This is a genomic window from Massilia sp. P1_C10 (assembly GCF_056406475.1).
Window position 1 is genome coordinate 183,141 of the sequence record NZ_JBFUAC010000005.1, and the last position, 22,803, is coordinate 205,943.

At 65.9% G+C, this 22,803-nt stretch carries 20 protein-coding genes and 1 tRNA gene; 10 read left to right on the forward strand and 11 right to left on the reverse strand.

The annotated features are described in order from the left end of the window. Positions 1-12: 12 nt before the first annotated feature. Entirely contained in the window at positions 13-1,341 is a 1,329-nt protein-coding gene (locus tag AC1D02_RS13005) for an MFS transporter (RefSeq protein ID WP_477317448.1), read from the reverse strand. Positions 1,342-1,507: 166 nt separating this feature from the next. Here AC1D02_RS13005 and AC1D02_RS13010 point away from each other — a divergent pair, with 166 nt between their 5' ends. The 3 genes from AC1D02_RS13010 to AC1D02_RS13020 all read left to right on the forward strand — a co-directional run bounded on the left by AC1D02_RS13010 (position 1,508) and on the right by AC1D02_RS13020 (position 3,208). Continuing rightward, a complete protein-coding gene (locus AC1D02_RS13010; protein ID WP_477317450.1) occupies positions 1,508-2,344 on the forward strand; it encodes a FadR/GntR family transcriptional regulator in 837 nt (278 codons plus the stop codon). A gap of 47 nt (positions 2,345-2,391) precedes the next feature. Then, positions 2,392-2,468: transfer RNA gene (locus AC1D02_RS13015), tRNA-Arg, on the forward strand. A 275-nt stretch (positions 2,469-2,743) separates the two neighbouring features. Beyond that, positions 2,744-3,208, forward strand: coding sequence for a KGG domain-containing protein (locus tag AC1D02_RS13020; RefSeq protein WP_477317452.1), 465 nt, complete (start codon positions 2,744-2,746; stop codon positions 3,206-3,208). A 71-nt stretch (positions 3,209-3,279) separates the two neighbouring features. On the opposite strand, the gene AC1D02_RS13025 is transcribed toward AC1D02_RS13020, so the two are convergent. From AC1D02_RS13025 to AC1D02_RS13040, 4 genes are all read right to left on the reverse strand, one after another. Then, a complete protein-coding gene (locus tag AC1D02_RS13025) occupies positions 3,280-5,175 on the reverse strand; it encodes a sensor histidine kinase, YfiR-like protein-associated (RefSeq protein WP_477317454.1) in 1,896 nt (631 codons plus the stop codon). A 2-nt stretch (positions 5,176-5,177) separates the two neighbouring features. Then, positions 5,178-5,717 carry a TOL_0243 family YfiR-like periplasmic protein gene (locus AC1D02_RS13030; protein WP_477317456.1) on the reverse strand — a complete coding sequence of 180 codons (540 nt, stop codon included), beginning with the start codon at positions 5,715-5,717 and terminating at the stop codon, positions 5,178-5,180. A gap of 26 nt (positions 5,718-5,743) precedes the next feature. Further along, positions 5,744-7,663 (reverse strand): TOL_0244 family TonB-dependent receptor, encoded by a 1,920-nt coding sequence (locus tag AC1D02_RS13035; RefSeq protein WP_477317458.1) that lies wholly within the window; start codon positions 7,661-7,663, stop codon positions 5,744-5,746. Positions 7,664-7,797: 134 nt separating this feature from the next. After that, positions 7,798-8,034 (reverse strand): hypothetical protein, encoded by a 237-nt coding sequence (locus AC1D02_RS13040; RefSeq protein ID WP_477317460.1) that lies wholly within the window; start codon positions 8,032-8,034, stop codon positions 7,798-7,800. Between the two features lie 296 nt (positions 8,035-8,330). Here AC1D02_RS13040 and AC1D02_RS13045 point away from each other — a divergent pair, with 296 nt between their 5' ends. The 4 genes from AC1D02_RS13045 to AC1D02_RS13060 all read left to right on the forward strand — a co-directional run bounded on the left by AC1D02_RS13045 (position 8,331) and on the right by AC1D02_RS13060 (position 13,931). Further along, on the forward strand, positions 8,331-8,771 hold the full coding sequence (locus tag AC1D02_RS13045) for a hypothetical protein (protein ID WP_477317462.1): 441 nt from the start codon (positions 8,331-8,333) through the stop codon (positions 8,769-8,771). Positions 8,772-9,032: 261 nt separating this feature from the next. Beyond that, on the forward strand, positions 9,033-9,863 hold the full coding sequence (locus AC1D02_RS13050; RefSeq protein ID WP_477317464.1) for a response regulator: 831 nt from the start codon (positions 9,033-9,035) through the stop codon (positions 9,861-9,863). A gap of 147 nt (positions 9,864-10,010) precedes the next feature. Next, positions 10,011-12,806, forward strand: coding sequence for a hybrid sensor histidine kinase/response regulator (locus tag AC1D02_RS13055; protein ID WP_477317466.1), 2,796 nt, complete (start codon positions 10,011-10,013; stop codon positions 12,804-12,806). A 147-nt stretch (positions 12,807-12,953) separates the two neighbouring features. Beyond that, positions 12,954-13,931, forward strand: coding sequence for a GGDEF domain-containing response regulator (locus tag AC1D02_RS13060; RefSeq protein ID WP_477317468.1), 978 nt, complete (start codon positions 12,954-12,956; stop codon positions 13,929-13,931). A 71-nt stretch (positions 13,932-14,002) separates the two neighbouring features. Here AC1D02_RS13060 and AC1D02_RS13065 read toward each other — a convergent pair whose 3' ends face one another. Further along, positions 14,003-14,404 carry a hypothetical protein gene (locus AC1D02_RS13065; RefSeq protein WP_477317470.1) on the reverse strand — a complete coding sequence of 134 codons (402 nt, stop codon included), beginning with the start codon at positions 14,402-14,404 and terminating at the stop codon, positions 14,003-14,005. A 284-nt stretch (positions 14,405-14,688) separates the two neighbouring features. Here AC1D02_RS13065 and AC1D02_RS13070 point away from each other — a divergent pair, with 284 nt between their 5' ends. Beyond that, the gene (locus AC1D02_RS13070) at positions 14,689-16,311 is read left to right on the forward strand and encodes a response regulator (RefSeq protein ID WP_477317472.1); all 1,623 of its coding nucleotides are present in this window, start codon (positions 14,689-14,691) and stop codon (positions 16,309-16,311) included. Between the two features lie 131 nt (positions 16,312-16,442). Here AC1D02_RS13070 and AC1D02_RS13075 read toward each other — a convergent pair whose 3' ends face one another. Continuing rightward, positions 16,443-16,898: a hemerythrin domain-containing protein gene (locus tag AC1D02_RS13075; protein ID WP_477317474.1), complete on the reverse strand. Its 456-nt coding sequence runs from the start codon at positions 16,896-16,898 to the stop codon at positions 16,443-16,445. A gap of 170 nt (positions 16,899-17,068) precedes the next feature. On the opposite strand from AC1D02_RS13075, the gene AC1D02_RS13080 reads away from it, so the two are divergent. Further along, the gene (locus AC1D02_RS13080; RefSeq protein ID WP_477317476.1) at positions 17,069-17,809 is read left to right on the forward strand and encodes a sensor histidine kinase; all 741 of its coding nucleotides are present in this window, start codon (positions 17,069-17,071) and stop codon (positions 17,807-17,809) included. Here AC1D02_RS13080 and AC1D02_RS13085 read toward each other — a convergent pair. The 4 genes from AC1D02_RS13085 to AC1D02_RS13100 form a co-directional block, all read right to left on the reverse strand. Beyond that, positions 17,796-19,094, reverse strand: coding sequence for an NAD(P)/FAD-dependent oxidoreductase (locus AC1D02_RS13085; RefSeq protein ID WP_477317478.1), 1,299 nt, complete (start codon positions 19,092-19,094; stop codon positions 17,796-17,798). The genes AC1D02_RS13080 and AC1D02_RS13085 overlap by 14 nt on opposite strands. Positions 19,095-19,184: 90 nt before the next feature. Beyond that, a complete protein-coding gene (locus tag AC1D02_RS13090; RefSeq protein ID WP_477317480.1) occupies positions 19,185-19,700 on the reverse strand; it encodes a hypothetical protein in 516 nt (171 codons plus the stop codon). Positions 19,701-20,025: 325 nt separating this feature from the next. Further along, positions 20,026-20,793: a LytR/AlgR family response regulator transcription factor gene (locus AC1D02_RS13095; protein ID WP_477317482.1), complete on the reverse strand. Its 768-nt coding sequence runs from the start codon at positions 20,791-20,793 to the stop codon at positions 20,026-20,028. Further along, on the reverse strand, positions 20,793-22,022 hold the full coding sequence (locus AC1D02_RS13100; protein WP_477317484.1) for a sensor histidine kinase: 1,230 nt from the start codon (positions 22,020-22,022) through the stop codon (positions 20,793-20,795). Before AC1D02_RS13100 ends, AC1D02_RS13095 begins: the two co-directional genes overlap by 1 nt. A 232-nt stretch (positions 22,023-22,254) precedes the next feature. Here AC1D02_RS13100 and AC1D02_RS13105 point away from each other — a divergent pair, with 232 nt between their 5' ends. Further along, the gene (locus AC1D02_RS13105) at positions 22,255-22,791 is read left to right on the forward strand and encodes a DUF4402 domain-containing protein (protein ID WP_477317486.1); all 537 of its coding nucleotides are present in this window, start codon (positions 22,255-22,257) and stop codon (positions 22,789-22,791) included. The last annotated feature ends 12 nt before the right edge of the window (positions 22,792-22,803 follow it).

Sequence of the window (22,803 nt, forward strand, 5' to 3'; positions counted from 1 at the left end):
CTCCACCACTCCTTATCGATTGACCATTTTTGCCGGGATGTTCAGCACGATGACGGCGCCGCCCACCAACACGCCGGAAAGCACGTACAGCGCGATGTTGGTCGACTGCGTCATGTCCTTGATCCAGCCGATCAGGAACGGGCTGGCGAATCCGGCCAGGTTGCCGACCGAGTTGATGGCGGCGATGCCGGCTGCGGCGCCGACGCCGGAGAGGAAGGATGTCGGCAGCGCCCAGAACAGCGGCGCCGAGGACAGCACGCCGGCCGCGGCGATCGACAGCGCGACGATCGCGAGGCCCGTGTTGGTGGTGCCGGCCAGCGCGCTTCCCACCAGGCCGACGGCGCCGAGCAGCAGCGGGATCACCAGGTGCCAGCGGCGCTCCATGTGCTTGTCCGAGCTGCGGCCCAGGTACAGCATCGTGACGACCGCGGCGGCGTAAGGGATCGCCGTGAACATGCCGATGTTGAGCACGCCCTTGATGCCGGCGGTCTTGATCAGGGTCGGCAGCCAGAACGTCAGGCCGTACTGGCCGGTGACGCAGCAGAAGTAAATCAGCGCCATCAGCCAGACGCGCGGGTCGGCGAACACGGCGCGCAGCGACGGGTGCACCACCTTGCCCGAGGTTTCATGGCTGATCTTCTCTTCCAGGAGCTTCTTTTCAGGCTCGGTCAGCCACTTGGCCGAGCGGATGCCGTCGTCCAGGTAGAACAGCACCACCACGCCGAGCACGATCGCCGGAACGGCTTCGATGAAAAACATCCACTGCCAGCCGGCCATGCCCGACTTGCCGGCGAACGACTCCATGATCCAGCCCGACAGCGGGCCGCCGATCAGGCCGGCCAGCGGAATCGCCGTCATGAAGGTGCATACCATGCGCGAGCGGCGCTCGGCCGGGAACCAGTAGGTCAGGTACAGGATGATGCCGGGGAAGAAGCCCGCTTCGGCCAGGCCGAGCAGGAAGCGCATCACGTAGAACTGCAGCGGCGTGGAGACGAACATGAAGGCGCCGGAGATCAGCGCCCAGGTGATCATGATGCGGGCGATCCAGACGCGCGCGCCGACCTTGTGCAGGATGACGTTGCTGGGCACCTCGAACAGGAAGTAGCCGAAGAAGAACACGCCGGCGCCGAGGCCGTAGATGGTTTCGCTGAACTTCAGGTCGCTCAGCATCTGCAGCTTGGCGAAGCCGACGTTGACGCGGTCCAGATAGGCCACGATGTAGCACAGCATGAGAAATGGCACGATGCGCCATGTGACCTTGCGGTAGACCGATGCTTCGTCGGCTCCAGCGTTGGGTGATGCAGGCCGGTCCAGCCCTGGATGCGCTCCGGTAATCGCCATCTTTGTCTCCTGATATCGGTGAAGAAATCGGCCGCCTGGTTTTTTTGCCGCGGGATGCGGTTGGCGAGTTGTATAAAATCTGATTTGCTGTATATTATTTGTATGAAGTATGCCTGTCAAGCTGTATATTTGTATAATTCGTGGTGCATACGCAAAGGAAATAACGATGGAACGAATGATGGCGCTGCCCCCTGTTGGACCCGACTTCGAACGCAGTAGTTTCGAGAACGGCACCCTGGGCGAACGCACCGCGGCGCGGCTGCTGGCCAAGATCCGCGAGGATGGCCTGGCGCCAGGCACCCGGCTGCCGTCCGAGCAGGCGATGTCCGAGCATTTCGGCGTCAGCCGCACGGTGCTGCGCGAAGCGATCGGCCAGCTCAAGGCCGACGGCATCCTCAGCAGCCGCAAGGGCAGCGGCACCTTCATCTGCAGCGACGAGCCGCAGCCCTCCCCGCTCGAGGACGCCGCGACCGAGCAGTCGGTGCAGTCGCTGCTGAACCTGATCGAGGTGAGGCGCGGCCTGGAATCGGAAACGGCGGCGCTGGCCGCGCTGCGCCGCACGCCGGGGCAGCTGGCCGAGATCGAGCACGCGCTGCGGCGCATCGAGGAAGCCGTCGCCAGCGGCGTCAGCGGCGTCGAGGAAGACGTGCGCTTCCACCTCAGCATCGCCGAAGCGACCGGCAATCCCTACTGGGTCAGGTTCACCGAAATGTTCGCGCACCCGACCCGCGCGGCGGTGAAGGTCACCCGCGCCAACGAAGCGCGGCGCGCCGATTTCTCAAGCCAGGTGCGGCAGGAGCACGAGAAAATCGTCCAGGCGATTGCGGCCGGCGATCCCGAGCTGGCGCGCAAGGCGGCCGCGGAGCACATGTTCCATGCGGCCGAGCGGGTGCGGCTGGCCGACCGCGACTTCTGGCGCGGCGAAGGCGGCGCGATGGCCCGGGGACTGAACGAAGAAAGCGGCGCGATGGGACCGGCTGGGCAGGAACAAACTCCGGGCTAGCGACAGGCTTGGCGTTTTTGAAAACCCCTGCTATAATCTTGTTTTTCGCGGCTGTAGCTCAGCTGGATAGAGTACTTGGCTACGAACCAAGGGGTCGTGGGTTCAATTCCTGCCAGCCGCACCAAAATTCGTAAGACGAAAGGCCTGAAGAGCAATCTTCAGGCCTTTTTTCTTTGTCGCTGTTCGGCATCCAATTGCCGCCGCGGATTGTCCCCTGGCGCCTGGTGCCCTGGCCCGCTTCGCCGTCGCCGTTAGCGCCGGCGGAAATAATTTCAAACAGAGTGGGTCAATTCCTACGCCATCAAGAAAAAAAATCTGATTTGTACCATTCGATTCTTCTCCTAAGCTGGGCTTCATGGCGGCGCATGGCGCGTTGGCCGAAAATCAAAGGAGACAATCATGGCGACGAATCAGAATCAAGGCAGCGACGATCGAAACAACAAGCAGTCAGGCTCTCGCGACGATGACAGCAGTTCGCGCAGCGGCAATCGCGGAGGTACCGGATCATCCTCCGGCGGCAGCCAGCAAAGCGACACCAGCAACCGGGGATTCGCTTCGATGGACCCCGACAAGCAGCGTGAGATTGCGGCAGAAGGCGGACGGGCCGCACATGCGTCAGGCAACGCACACGAATTCACCTCTGAAGAAGCACGTGAGGCCGGCAGCATGAGCCACAAGAATCAGGCCAGCCAGCAAAGCGGATCGAGCGACAGCAGCAGCAGCCGCAGCGGCGGCGGCAGTGGCGGCAGCCAGCAATCGTCCGGTTCCGGCGGCGGCCGCAATGCCACGGGTTCGGGGTCCTCTGGGTCCTCTGGATCCTCGGACTCATCGAGCGGGTCGGGATCGCAGGGTCGGTCGAAATAACCGTCGCAGCAGCGACACAAGCCGTAGCGGGGGGCGCTGCCCCCTGCAGGCCTAAGGAACTCCCTGCAAGCTCAGGTGCGCATTTTCTTGACGATGGCGCGGTTGCTGAGGATTTCTTCGATCTGCTCGAAGCGCACCGGCTTGACCATGTGGTGGTCGAACCCGGCTTCGAACGCCAGCTGGCGGTCTTTCTCCTGTCCCCAGCCGGTGACGGCGATCAGCAGGGTCATCGGGCCGCACGAGAGCTTGCGGATGCCGCGCGCCAGGTCGTAGCCGGACATCTGCGGCAGGCCGATGTCGAGGAAGGCGAAGTCCGGGCAGAAGCGCGCGGCCGCCGTCAGCGCATCCGGGCCGTTGTGGGTGATCACCACACTGTGGCCCATCGCGGAGAGCAGCGCGCCGATGCTGTTGACGAAGTCGACGTTGTCGTCGGCCAGCAGGATGCGGTAGGTCTCGCTGCTGATGAAGGCCGCCGGCATGGTCTTGGTCGGCAGCTCAGGCTCCACCACGATCGGCAGGCGCACCGTGAATTCGCTGCCGCGGCCAATGCCGCCGCTGTGCACTTCGATGGTGCCGTGGTGCAGTTCGGCCAGGCGCCGCGCCAGCGACAGGCCGACGCCCAGGCCGGCGTTGGTGCGCTCGAGCGTCGAGTCGACCTGCACGAACATCTCGAACACGTTGGCCAGCATGTCCGGCGCGATGCCGATGCCGTTGTCGGCCACGCTGACGATCAGGTTCTTGTCCTCGACCCGCGCCGACAAGGTCACGCGGCCGCCGCGGTTGGTGTACTTGGCCGCGTTGTTCAGCAAATTCGACAGGATCTGCGCCAGGCGCGTGGCGTCGCCGTTGAGGAACACCGGGCGGTCCGGCAGGTCGATCACCAGTTCGTGGCCGTGCAGCTCGATGTACGATCGCACCACTTCGAGCGCATCGTTGACCACCGCCTTCAGCTCGACCCGGCCCATCTTGATGGCGAACTTGCCGGTGTTGATGCGCGAGACATCCAGCAGGTCGTCGACCAGGCGCACCATCTGGCGCAGCTGGCGTTCCATGATGTCGGTGGCGCGCTGGGTCGCCTGGGCGTCGCCGCTGCGCAGGCGCAGGATGTCCAGTCCGGTGCGGATCGGCGCCAGCGGATTGCGCAGCTCGTGCGCCAGCGTCGCCAGGAATTCGTCCTTGCGGCGGTCGGCCACCAGCAGGGCCTGCTCGGCGCGGTGGCGCACCTGCATTTCGTGTTCGAGCGTCAGGTTGGCTTCCTGGAGCGCGTGCGAACGGCGCCCGATCTCGGCCAGCATGTCGTTGAAGGCCGTGACCAGCACGCCGATCTCGCCGCTGTCGTTGCCCGGCACGCGCAAAGTGAAGTCGCGCCGCTGCATCACTTCGCGCGCCACGTTGGTGACGGCAAGCAGCGGCCGCGTAATGCTTTGCTGCAGGCGCGAGGCGACCAGCGCGGCGATCACCAGCGCGCCCAGCATCACGCCGCCGAGGATGGTGGCGTAGCTGATCAGGCGGTCGATCAGGCCGTAGCGCGAGCGCAGGTAGACGGTGCCGAGCAGCTCGCCGTTTTCGACGATGTTGTGCACCACGATCAGCTCGCCGTGCTCGATGCGGTAGCCGGGTTTGCCGGGCTTGACCGGAAACCCCAGGTCGGCCGACGACTGCTGCGCGTAGGAGGCGAAGCGCGCGCCGGCCGCGGTGTAGACGGCGCCCGACAGGATCTGCGGGCGCACCCGCAGCACTGCCAGGTTCTGCTGCGCCGACTTGGCGTCGTTGAAGGCCAGCGCCGGCGCGGTGACGCTGGCGATGATGTCGGCCTGGGTGGTCAGGTCGTCGACCCAGTACTGCTGGAAGGTGCGCAGGTCGTACAGCAGCATCGCGATCGCGGCCGACATCAGGGCGACGAAGGTGGTCGACACCGCCATGATGATCAGTTTGCTGCGGACGGAGCCGGTATCGTGCGTCGGCATAGTTATTGTGCTCCCTTGCTTACGTGGTTCGCTACCGTCAGCAGGCGCGAACTCAGTTTGATGTTGTTCCTGTCGGCCGCGTCGAGCGACACATCGAAGCGCACGCGCTCCTCGACAATCTTGAAATTGATGATGCTGCCGGCCTGCAGGCCGTTGCCGCATTCGGTCACCAGCAGGACCGGCACCGCGGGCGCCTGGCGCAGCATGCGCGCGGCGCGCGCGCAATCGGCGCCGGCCACGAACAGCAGCTGCACCGAGGCGACGCTGTCGCCTTCGCGGAACTGCCGGACCGCGAGCGGCCGACCGTTGATGCTGCGGCCGGACGCGATGCGGCCCAGTTCGCTGGCCATGTCGTCCGATCCGGCCACCCCGATCACCAGCGGCGCGGCCGCATCGGTGAAGGCGTTGGCCGGAAACTCAGTGTACCCGAGGAACTTGTAGATGAACGCCGCCTTGACGCTGCGCTCGAGCGCCGCGGCGCCGGGCTGCGCCTGGGCGGCGCAGGCCGCCAGCAGCGCCGCGCCCAACAGCAGGCGGCGCATCAATCGCAGGGGAAATGTCGGCGCCTTCAAAATCGCATCGCCAGTTTGAGGGACACGCTGCGCTCGATCAACTGGCGCGTGCCGCCCGGCCCGAATTCGGGATGGGAGCGGTGCAGCAGGTTCTGGCCTGCCAGCGCCAGCTCCAGGCCGGCGCGCGGTTGCCATGCGAGGCGCGCGTCGAGTTCGCTGTAGCCCGGGACCGCGGGGCGCGGCAGGCCGCCGACCGCGCGCAGCATGAAGTCGGCCTGCAGGTCGTCGGCCAGGTCGTGCGACGAGCGCAGCGACCAGTAATGATGCGGATCGTTGGTGGCCAGGCCGGTGCCGCCCGAACTGTCCTGGCTGCCCGGCGCGAGGCTGGTGCGGATGTCCTGAACCACCAGGCCGGCCGACAGGCGCCAGTCGCCGCGCACATGCCAGCGGCCCCAGGTCTCCAGGCCGCGCGCATTGCCGCGGCCGAAATTGCCGAAACGGGCGCCGCCGCCGGCCAGCGGCTCGAGCGTGCGCAGGCGGTCGTAATCGCTGTAGAACAGGGTCGCGGCGTAGCTGAGCGCCCCGCCCTGCTGGCCGCGGTAGCCAAGTTCCAGCACGCGCGCCGTTTCCGAGTCGAATTGCGGGCCGCCGGCAATCGTGTAGCGCGTCGCGCCGGGCGTTGAATTGCGCGTATCGACCAGCCACAGGTCGCGGTCGATGCGCGACGGCGTGCGCACCGTGCGCGAGGCGCCGGCCCAGACCAGCTGGTCTCCGGCCAGGCTCCACGCCAGGTGCACGTTGGGCAGCGCTTCCATGCCGGTGTAGGTGTTGTGCTCGAACTTCAGGCCCAGGGTCAGGCGCAGCGTGTCGCACAGGCGGATCTCGTCCTGGGCAAACACGTTGCCCCAGTGAAGGCCGCGCTCGGCCGGCGCGAACTGCAGCACCGGCCCGCCCTCCAGGCGATCGCGGCTGTAGCGATAGCCGCCGCCCCATACCAGCTTGTGGGCGGCGCCGTTGCGGGTGCCGTGCTGGATTTCGAGGTCGACCGTGTCGAGCAGCTGGGCGCCGCTGTTCTCCTGGTCGCGCTCGGTGTGGTCGAGGTAGGCCTGCATGCGCAGTTCGGAACCATCGGCCAGGCGGCTGTCGACCCGGGCCAGCAAGTTGCCGCCGGCGATGCGCACGTCCGGCGCCGCGCCGGCGCCCAGCGCGCCCTGGTAGGCGTCGCCGCTGACGGTGACGTCGTGCGCGGCGCCGCTCCAGTCGGCCCGAAAGCCCGCCTGCTGGCGGCGCCAGTCGTTGCCGCCCGGCGCGCCGGTTTCGCTGAAGGTCTGGGACGAATCGGTGTGCTGGGCATACACACGATAGTGCCCGCTGCCGCCGAACGGCAAGCCGTAGCGCGCCGTGGCGGAGCGCGATTTGGTGCCCACGGCCGCCGCCGCCAGGCCGCCCTGGGTGTCTGCGGCCGAGCGCGTAATGATGTTGATCACGCCGTTGACGGCGTTCGCGCCCCAGATCGTCGCGCCCGGGCCGCTGATGACCTCGATGCGCTCGATGTCTTCCATCACCACGTCCTGGGCTTCCCAGAACACGCCGGAGAACAGCGGCGAATACACGCTGCGCCCGTCGATCAGCACCAGCAGCTTGTTTTCGATGGTGGAGCTGAAGCCGCGCGCGGTGACCGCGTAGCTGCGCGCGTCGTTTTGCGCCACCTGCAGGTTGGGCGCCAGGCGCAGCGCCTCGGGGAGTGTGGCGGCGCCGGCGCGGCGGATGTCGGCCGCGCTGATCAGATAGATCGAGGCCGGCGCATCGGCCAGCCGGGTTTCCTGGCGCGACACCGAGGTGACCACGATGTCGGCCAGCTGTTCCAGCGAATAGTCCAGCAGCGAGCTGCCCACCTGCCCGGTCGCACCCGCGTCGCAATGCATCGCCGCGAAGGCGACGGCAAGCAGGGTGAACGGAAGTGGCGGTTTTAGCATGGTTTCAATGGTAAAACACTTTCGGTGATGCAGATAGGCGCGCACGATGATTGAACAAACGACAAGCCGCGCTACGGAGCGCAATCATAACTTGCCTGAGAGACATTCGGCGGGTTTTCCGCTACCGTGCGAGCCTATTCCGAGTCGAAACCGTATTCGGCGGCGGCCTTGGCGGCCCACAGGGCTTCGTTGTAGCTGCGGTAGGGGCGGTCGTAGCTGTCGATCGTGCCGTCGCGGCCGATGAAATGGGTCCACCATCCATCGGCCTGGGTGACGATGGCGATGTCGCCGGGCGCGCAGTGGGACGCGATCGGCTCGTCCGGGTCGAGCAGGACAATGTTGACCTTGCGATGCTGGACGACGGTGGCCATCGGTTCCGATCAGAATGCGCCGGAGCGGCGACTGGCAATCATGACGAGAAAGCCAGATATTTGCAACTATTCGCGAACCGGATAACTGTCATCACAAATGAAAATTGGCGAATTTTGGCGCAATGCAACAAACTACGCCTGTCTCCTCTATTCTCCTCCAAGAAAATAGATTCAGCCCGCTCCCGTAGCGGGCTTTTTTTTGCCTGCGCTGGCGCACGGATGAGCGATCACAATGTTCATCGCGATCACCCCACATATCGTTGAGCCCAATTTGACGATTGCTTTCGGGGGAATCCGTGACTGACTGGCATCTGGTGCATTTGTTCGTTCCGACACTTCTTCCATTGCTTTTTCTTTGTGTTCTACGCCTTTTCCCGTTGAACAAGGTTGAAAAAGCAAGGGCCAACCCGCTTGTCGCAGTCAAGGACGGCCAGCTGTCGTGGGCGGGCCTTGGGATGTGCGTGAACGCACTTTATGAATTCCGACACCCCGCCATTGGGACGGTCGTCTCCGAATTGTGGAACACTAACACCTTCTGGCTCACCATCACACTCTTGTTATCTCATGCCGTGATTGCAGCTTATGGGCCGGTATTTCCAACCCAAAAGTCGCGCAGCACTGGGCTTCGGCATGCGATTACGCATTATCGCGTCTTAGTGGCGTCTGCCTTGCTGACCTTTGCAACTGCGTGGCTTTTCTCCGTCATTCATTTCACTACGCAGGGGTACGCAGGATAGCGGTAGGAGTAAGATGAAAAGCAGGATCAAAAGTATGGGAGTCCGATCATGACCGAATGGTTAAACAAACTTCTCAGGGATGAGGAACGTGGCCGTAACATGATCGCGTCGTTTGGAATTTGGGTCGCCATCATTGTGTTCGTGCTGGCAATCCTTAACGACTTCTTTTTCAAGTAGGGCTTGCTCGAAGTACGCGACCGGATCCGCGGGCGTTTCCAGCTTTGGTGTACGATGTCCGCTTTTCCGGTCGGCCCAAGCAATATGACGAATGAAGCACCCAAGTTTTCCGGCCTCGCAGCCGACATCGACTGGTCGCGCACTGCGCTTGGCGAGCCGGCGCAATGGCCGCACGCGCTGCGCTTGACGCTCGACATCATCCTCAATTCGCCGTTCCCGATGCTTCTGTGCTGGGGTCCGCAACGCATCGTGGTGTTCAACGACGCCTACGCCGCTTTCGCCGGCCCGAAACACCCTCCAGCACCGAGCGCCAAAATCCCGTCGATGCTGCCGGCGCCGCTGGAGGCCGCGCACGACGCGTTCGAACAGGCGCTGGCAGGCCGCCCGGCGCACGCGGCGCGCCAGACGGTGACCTTCATCATCCCCGGCGGCCCGGAAACGCGCGACTGCGACCTGCAGTTCACGCCGATCCGCGACGAGCAGCAGCAAGTGCTTGGCGTGCTTTGCGCGTTGGCGCCGGCCACGGCGGCGCCAGCCAAGGCCGCCCCTGCGCCCGCGGCCGGACTGCACATCCTGGTGGTCGAAGACAACCTCGATTCGCAGTACCTGGTGTGCGAAATGCTGCGCGCATTCGGCCACGAAAACGATGGCGTCGCGCACGCCGAGGGCGCGCTGGAAATGCTCGCCGCGGGAAGCTACAACGTGCTGTTTACCGACGTCAGCCTGCCCGGCATGTCCGGGGTCGAGCTGGCGCGACGCGCGGTACAGGCCAACCCGAAACTAAAAGTCATCTTCGCTTCGGGCTACGGCGACGCCCTGCTGCGCCAGGTCGAATTCCCCCACAAATCGCTGCAAAAGCCGTACGAGATCGAGCAATTGCAGAAAGTACTGGCGGACGTCGGCGCAACCGTGTGAATACTGGCGCCTTGTGTGCGCTAGAATCGTCCCTTACCTGAGCATGGCGCCGCCTGGCGCCAGCGGCAACTACATGACGATCGCGACGCATTACATGAGCAACCCCTTACCGTACGCCCGCCCCGTTCTCCCCGACGGGCGAGAACGATGACCGGCAGCGGCGCCGACAGCGCGCGCATGGACGGCATGCTGGAGCACCTGGCCGACGGATTCTGCGCGGTCGACCGCGACGGCCGCATCGCTTACCTCAATCGCAGTGCGGCGCAATTACTGGCCTCCTCCGAATTTTCGCGCGCGGATCTGGTGGGCCACGTGCTGTGGGACCTGCCCGACCTCGACGCCTGCGACATCGGCGAACTGACGCAAGGCGCGCCGGCCGTGATCGAGTTCTTCCACCAGCGGCTGGAACGCTGGCTCGAATTGCGCTGCTCGCCGACGCCGGACGGATCGGCCTGCATCTTCCTCGACATCACCGCGCGCAAGGCCTGCGAACAGGCGATCGTCGACGGCGGCAAGCGCCTGCACGTCGCGCTGGAAGCGGGCCGCCTCGGCGACTGGCGCTGGGACGTCCGCACCGGCTTGTTCACGCTGGGCGCCCGCGCGGCAGGCCTGTTCGGACTCGAGCCGGAGACCCCGCTGGCCTGGGACCAGCTGCGCGAGCGCCTGCATCCCGCCGACCGGGACCCCGCGCGCGCCCAGTTCGTGCATGCGATGGCGCACCGCGAGGACCTGGACGTCGAATTCCGCGTCGAGGCGCCCGGCGCCGCGCCGCGCTGGCTCTCGGTGGTCGGGCGCGCCGATTACGTCGGCCGCGACCATCACCGCAGGGTGCTCGGCATGACCGGCGTGGCGCAGGACATCAGCGTGCGCAAGAACGCCGAAGATACGCTGCGCGAAAGCGAAGACGTGCTGCGCGCGCTGGCCAACTCGATTCCGCAGCTGGCCTGGATGGCCGCGGCCGACGGCCACATCGTCTGGTACAACCAGCGCTGGTACGAATACACCGGCAAGACGGCTGAAGACATGACGGGCTGGGGCTGGCAATCGGTGCACGATCCGGAGGTGCTGCCGCTGGTGCTGCAGCGCTGGAAGGAATCGATCCGCACCGGCAATCCGTTCGACATGGAGTTCCCGATCCGCGGCGCCGACGGCCAGTTCCGCTGGTTCCTCACACGCGTGAACGCGGTGCGCGACCGCCTCGGCAACGTGGTGCGCTGGTTCGGCACCAACACCGATGTCGACCAGGACAAGCGCGTGCAGCAGGCGCTGCGCGACGAGTCGAATGTCCTCGAACTGTTGAACAGCACCGGCAGCGCGCTGGCGCGCCAGCGCGACCTGCGCTCGCTGCTGCAGACCGTCGCCGACGCCGCCACCGGCATCAGCGGCGCGCGCTTCGGCGCCTTCGTCTATAACGGCGCCGACAGCGCCGGCGAGCCATTCACGCTGACCGCGCGGGCCGGCGCGGCAAACGGCGAATTTGACCAGTTCGCCGAATCCCCCACCCAGATCGACGGCGTGATCCGCTCCGACGACGCCGGAGCCCAGCACCCGCTGCGCAGCTTCCTGTCGGTGCCGGTGGTGGCGCGCTCCGGCGAAGTGCTGGGACGGCTGCTGTTCGCCCACCCTGAAGCGGGCGTCTTCAGCGAGCGCACCGAGCGCATCGTCGGCGGCATCGCCGCGCAGGCCGCGGTGGCGATCGACAATACCCGCCTGTACGAGGCGGCCCAGCGCGCCGCCGAGGAACGCAAGGAGCTGCTCGAAAGCGAACGGCTGGCGCGCGCCGAGGCCGAACGCACCAGCCAGATGAAGGACGAATTCCTCGCCACGCTGTCGCACGAGCTGCGCACGCCGCTGTCGGCGATCCTCGGCTGGGCCCAGGTCCTGCGACGCGGCACGCGCGACACCGCCGACCTGCAGCGCGGCCTGACCACCATCGAGCGCAACGCGCGCGCCCAGGCCCAGCTGATCGAAGACCTGCTCGACATGAGCCGCATCACCTCGGGCAAGGTCATGCTGGACATCCAGACGCTGGCGCCGGCGGTGTTCGTCGACGCCGCGATCGAGACCCTGCGTCCGGCCGCCGAAGCGAAGAACATTCGCCTCGAGAAGGACTACGACCCGGAAACCGGGATGATCGCCGGCGACCCGGCGCGCCTGCAGCAGGTGATCTGGAACCTGCTGTCGAACGCGATCAAGTTTACGCCGCGCGACGGCGTGGTGCGCATCGGCACCCGCCAGGACGGTGGCAGCGTCGAGATCTCGGTGGCCGACAGCGGTCCCGGCATCGCGCCCGAATTCATCACCCACGTGTTCGAGCGCTTCCGCCAGGGCGACTCCTCGACCACGCGCCAGCACGGCGGCCTCGGTCTCGGGCTGTCGATCGTCAAGCACCTGATCGAGCAGCACGGCGGCACGGTGCGGGTCGAAAGCGGCGGCGAGCTGCCCGGCGCAACGTTCACGGTCGAACTGCCGGCGGCCAGCGCCCAGGTGCTGGCGACGCGCTCGGACCGCGCGCCTTACAGCCCGCCGGCGCCGCTGACGCCGGACATCGTGGTGCGCGACCTGTCGAACCTGAAGGTGCTGGTGGTCGACGACGAGGCCGACGCGCGCGACCTGATCAAGCGCATCCTGTCCGACTGCCACGCCACCGTCGCGACGGCGGACAGCGCGCGCGCGGCGCTCGAGTGCTTCCGCGCGGCGCCGCCGGACGTGATGATCAGCGACCTTGGCATGCCGGAGATGGACGGCTTCGGCTTGCTGGCCGCGGTGCGCGCCCTTGACGGCGGCGCGCGCGTGCCGGCCATCGCGCTGACCGCGTTCGCCCGTTCGGAGGACCGCCTGCGCGCGCTGGAAGCTGGCTTTTCCGCCCACATTTCCAAGCCGGTCGAGCCGAGCCAGCTGATCGCCACGGTCGCGGACCTGATCGTCCGGCCGGCCCGCTGAGCGAGGAATGTTGTTCCTACCGTGCTACGAGTCACTGTCCTACAAGAAACAAACCGAAGTTTGCTACACTGTTGAGAATTACCTGGCGTGGCGCGCGAGCGCCTATGCCATCCGGGTAAAGAATTTGCTCCTTGACCGAGACCCCGCATGCCGAGCCGAGAAGATATCCTAAACGCAAAAATTTTAGTGGTGGACGACTCCCCCGACAATATCGAACTGATGGAAGAGATATTGCGGGCGGAAGGGTACACCAGCGTCAGCTCGACCATGCTGCCGGAGCAGGTGTGCCCCTTGCATCGCCAATACAATTACGACCTGATCCTGCTCGACCTGCAAATGCCGGGACTGAACGGCTTCCAGGTCATGAAGGGCCTGAAGGAGATCGAGCACGGCGGCTACCTGCCGGTGCTGGCCCTGACCGCCCAGCCGAGTTTCAAGATCGCCGCCCTCGAGGCCGGCGCGCGCGACTTCATCAGCAAGCCGTTCGACCTGCTCGAAGTGCACAAGCGCATCCACAACATGCTCGAAGTACGCCTGCTGTACCGCGAGCTGGCCCAGTACAGCCGCGCCCAGCAGGAACTGGCGCTGCACGACGCCCTGACCGGGCTGCCGAACCGGCGCCTGCTGGAAGACCGCATCGCCACCACCTTGCAGCACGCCAGCCGCAATCATCACAAGGCGGCGATCATGTACATCGACCTGGATGGATTCAAGGCGATCAACGACACCTACGGCCACGCTTACGGCGACGAGGTGCTGAAGACGATCTCCAAGCGCCTGCTGGAATGCTCGCGCAAGGAAGACACGGTGGCGCGCCTGGGCGGCGACGAATTCATGGTGGTGCTGGGCGAAGTGTCCGGCCTGGCCGATGCGCACGGACCGGCGGCCAAGCTGGTCGAAGCGGTGTCCGAGCCGATCTTCATCAACGACCTCACGCTGCAGCTGTCGACCAGTATCGGCATCAGCATCTATCCGGACGACGCCGAGACGGTCGATGCCCTGATCAGCATTGCCGACTACGCGCTGTACGAAGCCAAGCGCGGCGGCAAGAACCGCTTCTGCGCGACGTCGGCGCAGCCGGCCACGAAGCCGACGGTGCCGGCCGAACTGCTGCCGCGGAATTGATGGATCGGGGTCAGGTCCGTCGCACCTGACCTTCACAACAAAAAAGCCAGCTTCGCAGCTGGCTTTTTGTTTTACTTGGCGGCCTTGGCATTGGCGGCGAACTTTGCCGCGTTCTGGTGGTCGGCGGCCGCATCGACCTTCTCGGGCGGCACTTCGATCCGCGTGATGCCCGCGTCGACCGAAATCGGGTCGCTGGCCGGGAAGGTCATCTCGACCGCCTCGTCGAGCAGCGTCTCCTTGGCCTTCTGCGCCTGGGTGTCGGTCTCTTCCTCGGCCAGCGTCTTGATCGCGCAGGCCCACTTCACGAAGCGCAGGTCGGCCAGCTCGCCGATGGTGTTCACGCCGAACGCCTTGCTCATGGCGCGCGCGTCGGCCGGGCTCACGCCGCGCAAGGCGCTGATCGGCGCCTCGATCAGCTCGCGGAAGCATTTGTCCTTGAATTGGTCGTCTACGATCGTTTCGATATTCATCATTGTGTCCTTTCAGGGTGGGAAGCCGTTCGCCATTCGTGGGCGAACTAGACATAATTCCACTATGTCACAGCCCCGCGCGGGGGTATGTGCGGCAGCGAACAATCCACACCGTTAGAACGATTCGTCTGTTCCGTTTTGACACTGGACTGAGCCGGGACTATCATGGCTGCCACACTTTCTTTCCAGTACGTACGAAACGTGCGGGCTGGCAATATAGATTCTGCTATCCTGTCCGTCGGGCTGGAGAATGGCCCACTACCGTGACCCCGTAGCGCAGGAATGACGTGCCTAAAACAGAAAAACCGAAGATCCTGGTCGTCAACGACGATGCGGCAAGCCTGCTGGCACTGACCAGTCTGCTTGACCAATGGGCTACGCAAACCAATTACGAAGTGATGGCGGCGCGTTCCGGACAGGAGGCGCTGCGCCAGGTCCTGCTGCACGACTTCGCCGTGATCCTGCTCGACGTGAACATGCCCGGCATGGACGGCTTCGAGACGGCCGAGGCGATCCATCAGCGCGCCCGCTCGGCCGACATCCCGATCATCTTCGTCACCGCCTTCCTGGCCGATGAGATCGATCGCCTGAAGGCCTACCAGCGCGGGGCCGCCGATTTCCTGTTCACTCCCGTGATCCCGCAGATCCTGCACGCCAAGGTATCGGTGTTCGTGGCGCTGGCGATGAAGAACGAGGAACTGCGGCGCCAGACCCAGAAGCTGAGCCAGCGCACCACCGAGCTGACCGCCACCAACAAGCGCCTGACGCGCGAGATGGAAGAGCGCCAGGCGGCCGAGCGCAAGAACCACGCGAAAGACGAATTCCTCGCCATGCTGGGCCACGAGCTGCGCAACCCGCTGTCGGCCATCAGCAGCGCCGCCTCGCTGATCGGCCTGGCCGGCGCCGGCCCGGACGTGATCAGCCGCGCCAAGATGATCATCCAGCGCCAGAGCCAGCACCTGTCGCGCATCGTCGACGACCTGCTCGACCTGTCGCGCGCGATGTCGGGCAAGATCCTGCTGGCGCGCCAGCCGCTCGAGATGTCGGCGCTGGTATCGGCCTGCCTCGATACGTTCAAGGCCACCGGCCGCACCGGCAATTACACGATCGAGACCGACATGAGTGCGGGCTGGGTCGACGGCGACCCGACCCGCCTCGAGCAGATCGCCACCAACCTGATCGACAACGCGCTCAAGTACACGCCGCATGGCGGCAGCATCCATATCGCGATGCGCGACGACGAGGCCAACAACCAGGTCATGCTGACGGTGCGCGACACCGGCGTGGGCATTGCGCCGGACCTGCTGCCGCACGTGTTCGACGTGTTCGTGCAGGGATCGATCACGATCGACCGCTCGCAGGGCGGACTTGGCATCGGCCTGGCGCTGGTGCGCCGGCTAGTCGAGCTGCATGGCGGCAGCGTCAGCGCGGACAGCGCCGGCGCCGGCGAAGGCAGCACCTTCACCATCCGCCTGCCGCGCACCACGGCGAAGCCGGCCAGCGTGCCGCAGTCGGCGCAAGGCCTGGACGCCAGCAAGCCGACGGTGCTGCTGATCGAAGATAACGAAGATGGCCGCGAGATGATGGCGACCATGCTGGACGCCTACGGCTACTCGGTACAGCAGGCCGCCGACGGCGTGCAGGGCGTGCAGATGGCGCATGCCGGCGCGCCCGACGTCGCGCTGGTCGACATCGGCCTGCCCGGCATCGACGGCTACGAAGTGGCGCGGCGCCTGCGCGGCAGCGACACCACGCGCCGTATCAGGCTGATCGCGCTGACCGGCTACGGCCTGGCGGACGACCAGCGGCGCGTGCTGGAGGCGGGCTTTGACGTCCACCTGGTCAAGCCGGTCGACATCAACCACCTGCTCGCGGCGATCGGCTGCGCGCACGAAGTCGCCGCCAAATAGCAAGAAGGGTTATGGTCCTGCGGACCTGACCCCGATTTTGTCGACGCCAATGGAATAATTGTTCCGCTGATTTGGATGCCGCGCCGCGCAACCCCGGGGTCAGGTCCGCCGGACCTGACCCCAACCCCGCATCACATCGTCGCGGCCAGTTCTTCCTTGCGCGCGGCCATCTCGGCGCCCAGCGCAGCCATGTCCAGGCCCGCCTTCTTCGCTTTCGGGAACATCTCGCCCTCTTCCTCGCCCACGTGGTGTTCGACCTGCTCGCCCAGCACCTTCACCTTGGCGTCGTACAAGTCGTCTTCCGGATCCATTTCCTGGATCTGGGCGATCAGGTCCTTGGCGCCGGCATGCTCGACTTCCGCTTCGTCAAGCAGGTCGGCCGCTTCCTTGCTGGCAGCGCGCAGCGCCGGATAGAAAATTTCTTCTTCGATCGTCGCATGCAAAGTCAGCGCGGTGCAGATCTTGTCGGCCAGTTTCTGCTTGCTGGCGTTGGCGCGGTCGCCCAACCCTTCGTACTGCTCGAACATCCCCTTCACTTCCTTGTGGTCGGCGGTCAGCATCGCGATGGCGTCTTGTGGCTTATTCATGGGTTCCCCTGTTGTCGGTTGGAAATGATGGCGAAAATGCCATGACTGAAGAATGCCACGCCGGCGCCTCACCGACTGTACGTCACCTAACCTATGCGCGCGTCCCGACCATGGCGACACCCCCGTCCGCACCTGATGTATGATCTGGGAAACTTTTCACAGGCCTCCCCATGACAGTACCGACAGCCCCTTCTCCAGACACGCCATCGGACCGCATGGCGGCGGCGCGTCACGACGACCTGCGCGAACTGCTCGGCCACCTGACCACCCGCTGGGACGATGACCGGCGCCTGCTGGCGCGCAAGCTGCACGACAGCCTTGGCTCATCGATGACGGCGTTGACCATGCATCTGCACCTGCTCAACGCGCAAATGCCGAAGGAGCAGGCGCTGCTCGACCGCACCGCGCAGATGAAGCAGCTGCTGCAGACCCTGATCGAAACCAACCGCGAGATGCAACTGACGCTATGGAACGACAAGCTGGAGTTCCTCGGCATCCGTGCGGCGATCAGCGAGGCGGTCGACGAGTTTCGCGAGAAGCACCAGCTGGTCGCGCGCGTCAGCCTGCCCGAACACGACACCAGCTATCCGCGGCTGCAAGGCGTGGCGCTGCTGCGCTGCCTTGAGGAAGGCTTGCGCAATATCGCCGCGCACGCGCAGGCGACCGAAGTGGACGTGATCCTCGACGACGACGGCGAGCAGGTGATGCTGACGGTGCGCGACAACGGCGTGGGCATCGGCCCGGCTGCGCTCGCGGCAGGCGCCGGCGAGCGCCACGGCCTGCGCGCGCTCCGCGAGCGCGCCGCCTACCTGGGCGGGCGCCTGACCGCGGTGCAGGCGCCGCAAGGAACGGCGCTGACGCTGATCCTGCCGCGCGAAAACGCGGCCGGCGACGCCCTCAGTGCAGCTTGACCAGCGGCGTGGTGCGGCGAATCAGGAAGCGCGCCAGCGCCAGCAGGCAGGTACGCAAGGTCCCCAGCACCGCGCGGTGATGCATCAGGTGCAGGCTCACGTACATCATGCGCGCGAAGAAGCCCTCGACGAACCAGTTGAATCCCCGTAGCGCCCCCATCAGGCTGCCCACGGAGGTGGTGCTCCCGACCGACACCAGCGAACCGTAATCCGTGTAGGCGTAGCCCTGGCGCTGCTCCGGCTTGCCGGATGCCTGCAGCAGGAAAGCGTGGCGCAGGTAGTCGGCCTGCTGGTGCGCCGCCTGCGCGCGCGGGGGCACCGGCTTGCCGTTGCGGTCGACGCAGGCCGCGCAGTCGCCGAGCGCGTAAATGTGCTCGCTGCCTTTCACGCGCAGGCGGTCGTCCACTTCGAGCTGGCCGCCGCGGTTGGTCGCCAATCCCAGGTTCGACAGCAGCTGTGGCGCGCGGATGCCGGCGGCCCACACGCACAGGTCCGCGCGATAGGCATTGCCGGCGGCGTCCCGCACCCTGCCCGGCTCGATCGCCGTCACCTTGCACTCGGTGACCACCTTGATCGCGCGCTCCTTCAGCAGCGCCAGCGCCGCGGCCGACACGCGGTCCGGCAGCGGCGCCAGGATGCGCGGCGCGCCTTCGAGCAGCGTGATATGCACGTCGCGCTGCGCTTCCAGGTGCTCGAAGCCGTAGCTCGCGTACACCCCGCTCGCCTCGCGCAGTTCCGCCGCCAGTTCGACGCCGGTCGCGCCGCCGCCGATGATGACGATGTCGATCGCGGCCTGCTTGCCGTCGCTCTTGTCCTGGTCGGCCATCGCCAGCAGGCGCAGGAGCTTGAGGCGGAAGCGCTCGGCGTCCTCGGTCGCGTTCAGAGAAATGGTGTGTTCGGCCGCGCCACGCACGCCGAAGTAGTTGGAGGTGCTGCCGATCGCCAGCACCAGCGAAACGTAATCGACGCTGCGCTCGGGCAGGACTTCGTCGCCGCCGGCGGTGGCGACGGCGCCGACCCGGATACGGCGCTGGCCGGCGTCGAGGCCTTCGAGCGCGCCGTAGACGAAGGTGAAGCCGTTGTCGTGGGCGAGCATCTGGTAGGACAGGCCCTCCTGGTGGATGTCCAGGGTGCCGGCGGCGACTTCGTGCAGCGACGGCTTCCAGATATGGTACAGGCGACTGTCGACCAGCATCACCTTCGAGGGACCGAGCTTGCGTCCCAGTTTGCAGGCCAGCTCCAGGCCGCCCGCGCCACCTCCGACCACCACGATTTCGCTGCGCAATCGACTCTCCCGTCCAAAGAAAATGGCGTGCCCGATGTTATCGAACACGCCATAGTCTACTATGCGGCGGGAAACGCCGTGCGGCGCGGCTTAGTCGCCGTGCTTGTTGTGACCGTTGCCATGGCCGTTACCGTGGTCCTTGTCTTTACCGTGGCCCTTGCCGTGGCCGCGGTCGTCGTCGCGGTCGTCGCGGCGCTCATCACGACGGCCGTCGCGGTAAGCGTCACGGTAGACCTCCTCGCGCACCACGACCGGACGGGTGTCGCGGCTGTAGTGCTGCTCGCGGTAGCGCGGCGCGTAAGTATTGTTATACCAGCCGTCCTGCACGAAGAACACCTGCTGGCCGCAGGCGTTGTAGCGCGCGCAGTGCTTGTTCCAGTGCTTGCGGTGGCCTTCCGGCACGCGCAGGTAGACCGGCTGACCGACGTAGCGCACCTGGCGCTCGACGATGACCGGCTGCGGATAATAGACCGGCGGCGGCGGGTAGCCGCCGATATTCAACTGGCCATAGAAACCCGGCTGGCCGAGATTGATGTTGACGCTGGTCTGGGCCATTGCCGGTGCGGCGGCGGCAAAAATGGTGGCGGCGATGATCAGGCTTTTCACGGTGAACCTCTTCTCATTATGTGTGCGATGGGAGGTACTTTACCAGAAGCAACAGCCTCGTCTGTACGCCAGTGCACCGATCTTACTATTCTTACACCTGCTTACACCTGAACAACTTGAACACCCCGGGGTCAGACCCGCTTTAAATTCGCCCGATTGAAGGCTGCGCCCGCGAACAAACGGGTCTGACCCCGGGAGAATTCACATGCACCGAACGCCGCCACTAACGACTGGCTCGTCGCCTGGCAAGTCAGGGTCAGACCCGCTTTAAATTCGCCGGATCGACGCCCGCGCCCGAAAATAAACGGGTCTGACCCCGCGGGATTTACATGTTGCGGAATAAGGACATGAAGGGCTGGCTCACCGCCAGCGTCTCCGGCCGCGTTTTGAGCCGCACCAGGCCGCGGCCCATCTCGTCGCGGGCAATCGATGCGATCGCCTTCAGGTTGACGATCGTCGAGCGGTGGATCTGCTTGAAAATCGCCGGATCGAGCACGTCGAGCAGCTCGCGGATCGGCTTGCGCAGCAGCGCCTCGCCCTCGGCCGTCATCACCACCGTGTACTTGGTGTCGGACTGGAAGTAGGCAATGTCTTCGACCATGATCAGGCGCGTCTCGGTGCCGGCGCTCGCGGTCAGCCACACCAGCGGCGGCGCCCGGTCGGCGGCCGGCGCGGTCCCAAGCTGGCGCAGCATCGCCGCCAGCGCCGCCGCATCCGGCCCGGCGCCAGCAGCGCGCGCCTTCAGCCGCTTCACGGTCGCGGCCAGCCGCTCCGGCGCCACCGGCTTTTGCAGGTAGTCCACCGCGCCCCGGTCGAACGCGTCGATCGCGTACTGGTCGTAGGCCGTCACGAACACCACTTGCGTGCTTGGGCTGCAGTCGGCCAGCGCGGCGGCCACCTCGAGGCCCGACAGGCCAGGCATGCGGATGTCGAGGAAGGCGACGTCCGGCTGGCTGGATGCGATCGCCTCCAGCGCCGAGCCGCCGTCCTCGCACGCGGCGACCACCTCCAGCTCCGGCCACGCCTCGGCCAGCATCTGCAGCAGCGCCTCTCGCAGCAGCGTTTCGTCTTCGGCGATCACGCAGCTGGCCATTACACGCTCCGCGGCACGGTGATGGTGGCGGCCACGCCGGCCGGGAAATTGGCGACGATGGTGAAACCCGCCGCCGCGCCGTACGCCAGGCGCAGACGTTCGCGCACATTGCGCAGGCCGATGCCCGTGCCGCCGCCCTCGGCGCTGAAGCCGCGCCCGTCGTCGGCCACCGTCACCGCCACCGAAGTCTCGAGGTCGCGCGCCAGGATCCACACCGTGCCGCCGGCGGTCTGCGGCTCCAGACCGTGCTTGATCGCGTTCTCAACCAACGTCTGCAGCATCATGGTAGGAAACGCCACTTCGCGCAGGTGCTCGGGCACGTCGATCTGCAGCTGCAGGCGCGTACCCATGCGGATCTTCAGGATGTCGAGGTAGGCGCGCGCCCGCTCCAGTTCCTCGCCGATGGTCGACAGCGCGTCTTCGGTGCGCGGCAGCGAGTGGCGCAGGTAAGTGATCAGGTTGCCGAGCATCTGGTCGGCGCGCGCCGGGTCGCTGCGCGTCAGCAGCTGGGCGCTGGCCAGCGTGTTGTACAGAAAGTGCGGCTCGACCTGCGCATGCAGCAGCGACAGCTTGGCAACAGTCAGCTCCTTCTCCGTCGCGGTCTGGCGCGCCGTGACCTGCTCGGTGCGGCGCCGCTCGGCGACGCGGCGGGCAATCGCGCGGCCCAGCGCTTCGGCGTTTTCCAGGTTGGTGCCGTAGTCGATGAAGAACCAGTCGGTCCAGGCGGCGCGCTCCGGCTCGCAGATCAGCGTGACGCTGCCGGCGTCGCCGTTCGGCGTGACCGTCATCAAGATCTGGTTGCGCAGTGTGTGCAGCGTGGTGATGTGCTTCCACGAGACCGAGTCGCCCGGATAAGGATTGACGCGCTCGACGCGCGCCCGCACCTGCAGGCTGTCGCGCGCCGATTCGACGTTGCGCACGCCGGGCAGTTCGCGAATCGCGGCGTCGACCAGGTCGAATGCCTCGCCCGCTTCGAGCGGGATCTCGATCTGGCGGCGCTGGCGGCGCGACAGGCTGGAGGCATCGACGCCGCCGGCGATCAGGCGGACCCGCCGCACATGCGAAAACGCGCCGGTGATGGTGATCGCGGCCACCAGGAAACCGGTTAATACGATGATGCCGCCGTCGCTGTGGCGGAAAAAAGTCTCGTGCAGGGCGAGGGCCAGCGCGATATAGGCCGTCATCCATGCGACGGTCAGGCGGGTAACGAAGAATGTGCTCGAAATCATGATAGTTCCTGGTGGTTGGATGATCGCACGATAGCAATCGTCCCGCATCCCGGCCGTGATTATCCGATGAAAGCCGGGTTCCGGCGACTGAAACCCGGAATCCGCGGACCAAGTTTTCGTTACGGAAACCAACTAAATGATGATAAGCAACAAAACGGGCTGCGTCCACTGCTTGCACACTGGAAACCTGTCGAGCACTAGCCGACCGATACCCAACTACCAGGAGCCATTCGTGCAAAAGCAAATCCAGAATCAGCGCAGCATCCTTCGACTCGCCGTCTTCGCGGCCTGCGCGCTGGGCGCCTCCGGCAGCGCCTTAGCGGCCAACGCCACCGCAACTTCCAGCGCCACCGTGGTCAGCCCGATCGCGATCACCAAGGCAGCCGACCTGGCGTTCGGCAAATTTGCCGCGCCGGCCGCCGGCTCGGTGACCATCAGCACCAGCGGCGCGCGCACCATCGGCGGCGGCGTGGTGGGAGTCAGCGGCGGCACGCTTGCCGCGGCGCGCTTCGACGTCACCGGCGACACCGGCGCGACCTACAGCATCGCGCTGTCCGGCACGACGGTGCTGACCTCCGGCTCCGACACGATGGCATTCGCCACCGTCAGCGATCTCACGGGCGCAAACGCCATCACCGGCAACGTCGCCAGCGGCACGCTGACGGGCGGCGCCCAATCGGTCTACGTGGGCGGCATCCTGACGGTGGGCGCGAGCCAGCCGGCCGGCAGCTACACCGGCACCGTCATCGCGACGGTGGAGTACAACTAGCACCGCACGCCC

What these genes read in the sequence shown, in the direction of transcription:
- AC1D02_RS13010 (WP_477317450.1), top strand. Translation starts at nt 1,508, where the DNA reads ATGGAACGAATGATGGCGCTGCCCCCTGTTGGACCCGACTTCGAACGC.
- AC1D02_RS13020 (WP_477317452.1), top strand. Translation starts at nt 2,744, where the DNA reads ATGGCGACGAATCAGAATCAAGGCAGCGACGATCGAAACAACAAGCAG.
- AC1D02_RS13005 (WP_477317448.1), bottom strand. Translation starts at nt 1,341, where the DNA reads ATGGCGATTACCGGAGCGCATCCAGGGCTGGACCGGCCTGCATCACCC.
- AC1D02_RS13050 (WP_477317464.1), top strand. Translation starts at nt 9,033, where the DNA reads ATGACGAATGAAGCACCCAAGTTTTCCGGCCTCGCAGCCGACATCGAC.
- AC1D02_RS13075 (WP_477317474.1), bottom strand. Translation starts at nt 16,898, where the DNA reads ATGAATAAGCCACAAGACGCCATCGCGATGCTGACCGCCGACCACAAG.
- AC1D02_RS13095 (WP_477317482.1), bottom strand. Translation starts at nt 20,793, where the DNA reads ATGGCCAGCTGCGTGATCGCCGAAGACGAAACGCTGCTGCGAGAGGCG.
- AC1D02_RS13035 (WP_477317458.1), bottom strand. Translation starts at nt 7,663, where the DNA reads ATGCTAAAACCGCCACTTCCGTTCACCCTGCTTGCCGTCGCCTTCGCG.
- AC1D02_RS13040 (WP_477317460.1), bottom strand. Translation starts at nt 8,034, where the DNA reads ATGGCCACCGTCGTCCAGCATCGCAAGGTCAACATTGTCCTGCTCGAC.
- AC1D02_RS13065 (WP_477317470.1), bottom strand. Translation starts at nt 14,404, where the DNA reads ATGATGAATATCGAAACGATCGTAGACGACCAATTCAAGGACAAATGC.
- AC1D02_RS13055 (WP_477317466.1), top strand. Translation starts at nt 10,011, where the DNA reads ATGACCGGCAGCGGCGCCGACAGCGCGCGCATGGACGGCATGCTGGAG.
- AC1D02_RS13080 (WP_477317476.1), top strand. Translation starts at nt 17,069, where the DNA reads ATGACAGTACCGACAGCCCCTTCTCCAGACACGCCATCGGACCGCATG.
- AC1D02_RS13060 (WP_477317468.1), top strand. Translation starts at nt 12,954, where the DNA reads ATGCCGAGCCGAGAAGATATCCTAAACGCAAAAATTTTAGTGGTGGAC.
- AC1D02_RS13030 (WP_477317456.1), bottom strand. Translation starts at nt 5,717, where the DNA reads ATGCGCCGCCTGCTGTTGGGCGCGGCGCTGCTGGCGGCCTGCGCCGCC.
- AC1D02_RS13025 (WP_477317454.1), bottom strand. Translation starts at nt 5,175, where the DNA reads ATGCCGACGCACGATACCGGCTCCGTCCGCAGCAAACTGATCATCATG.
- AC1D02_RS13100 (WP_477317484.1), bottom strand. Translation starts at nt 22,022, where the DNA reads ATGATTTCGAGCACATTCTTCGTTACCCGCCTGACCGTCGCATGGATG.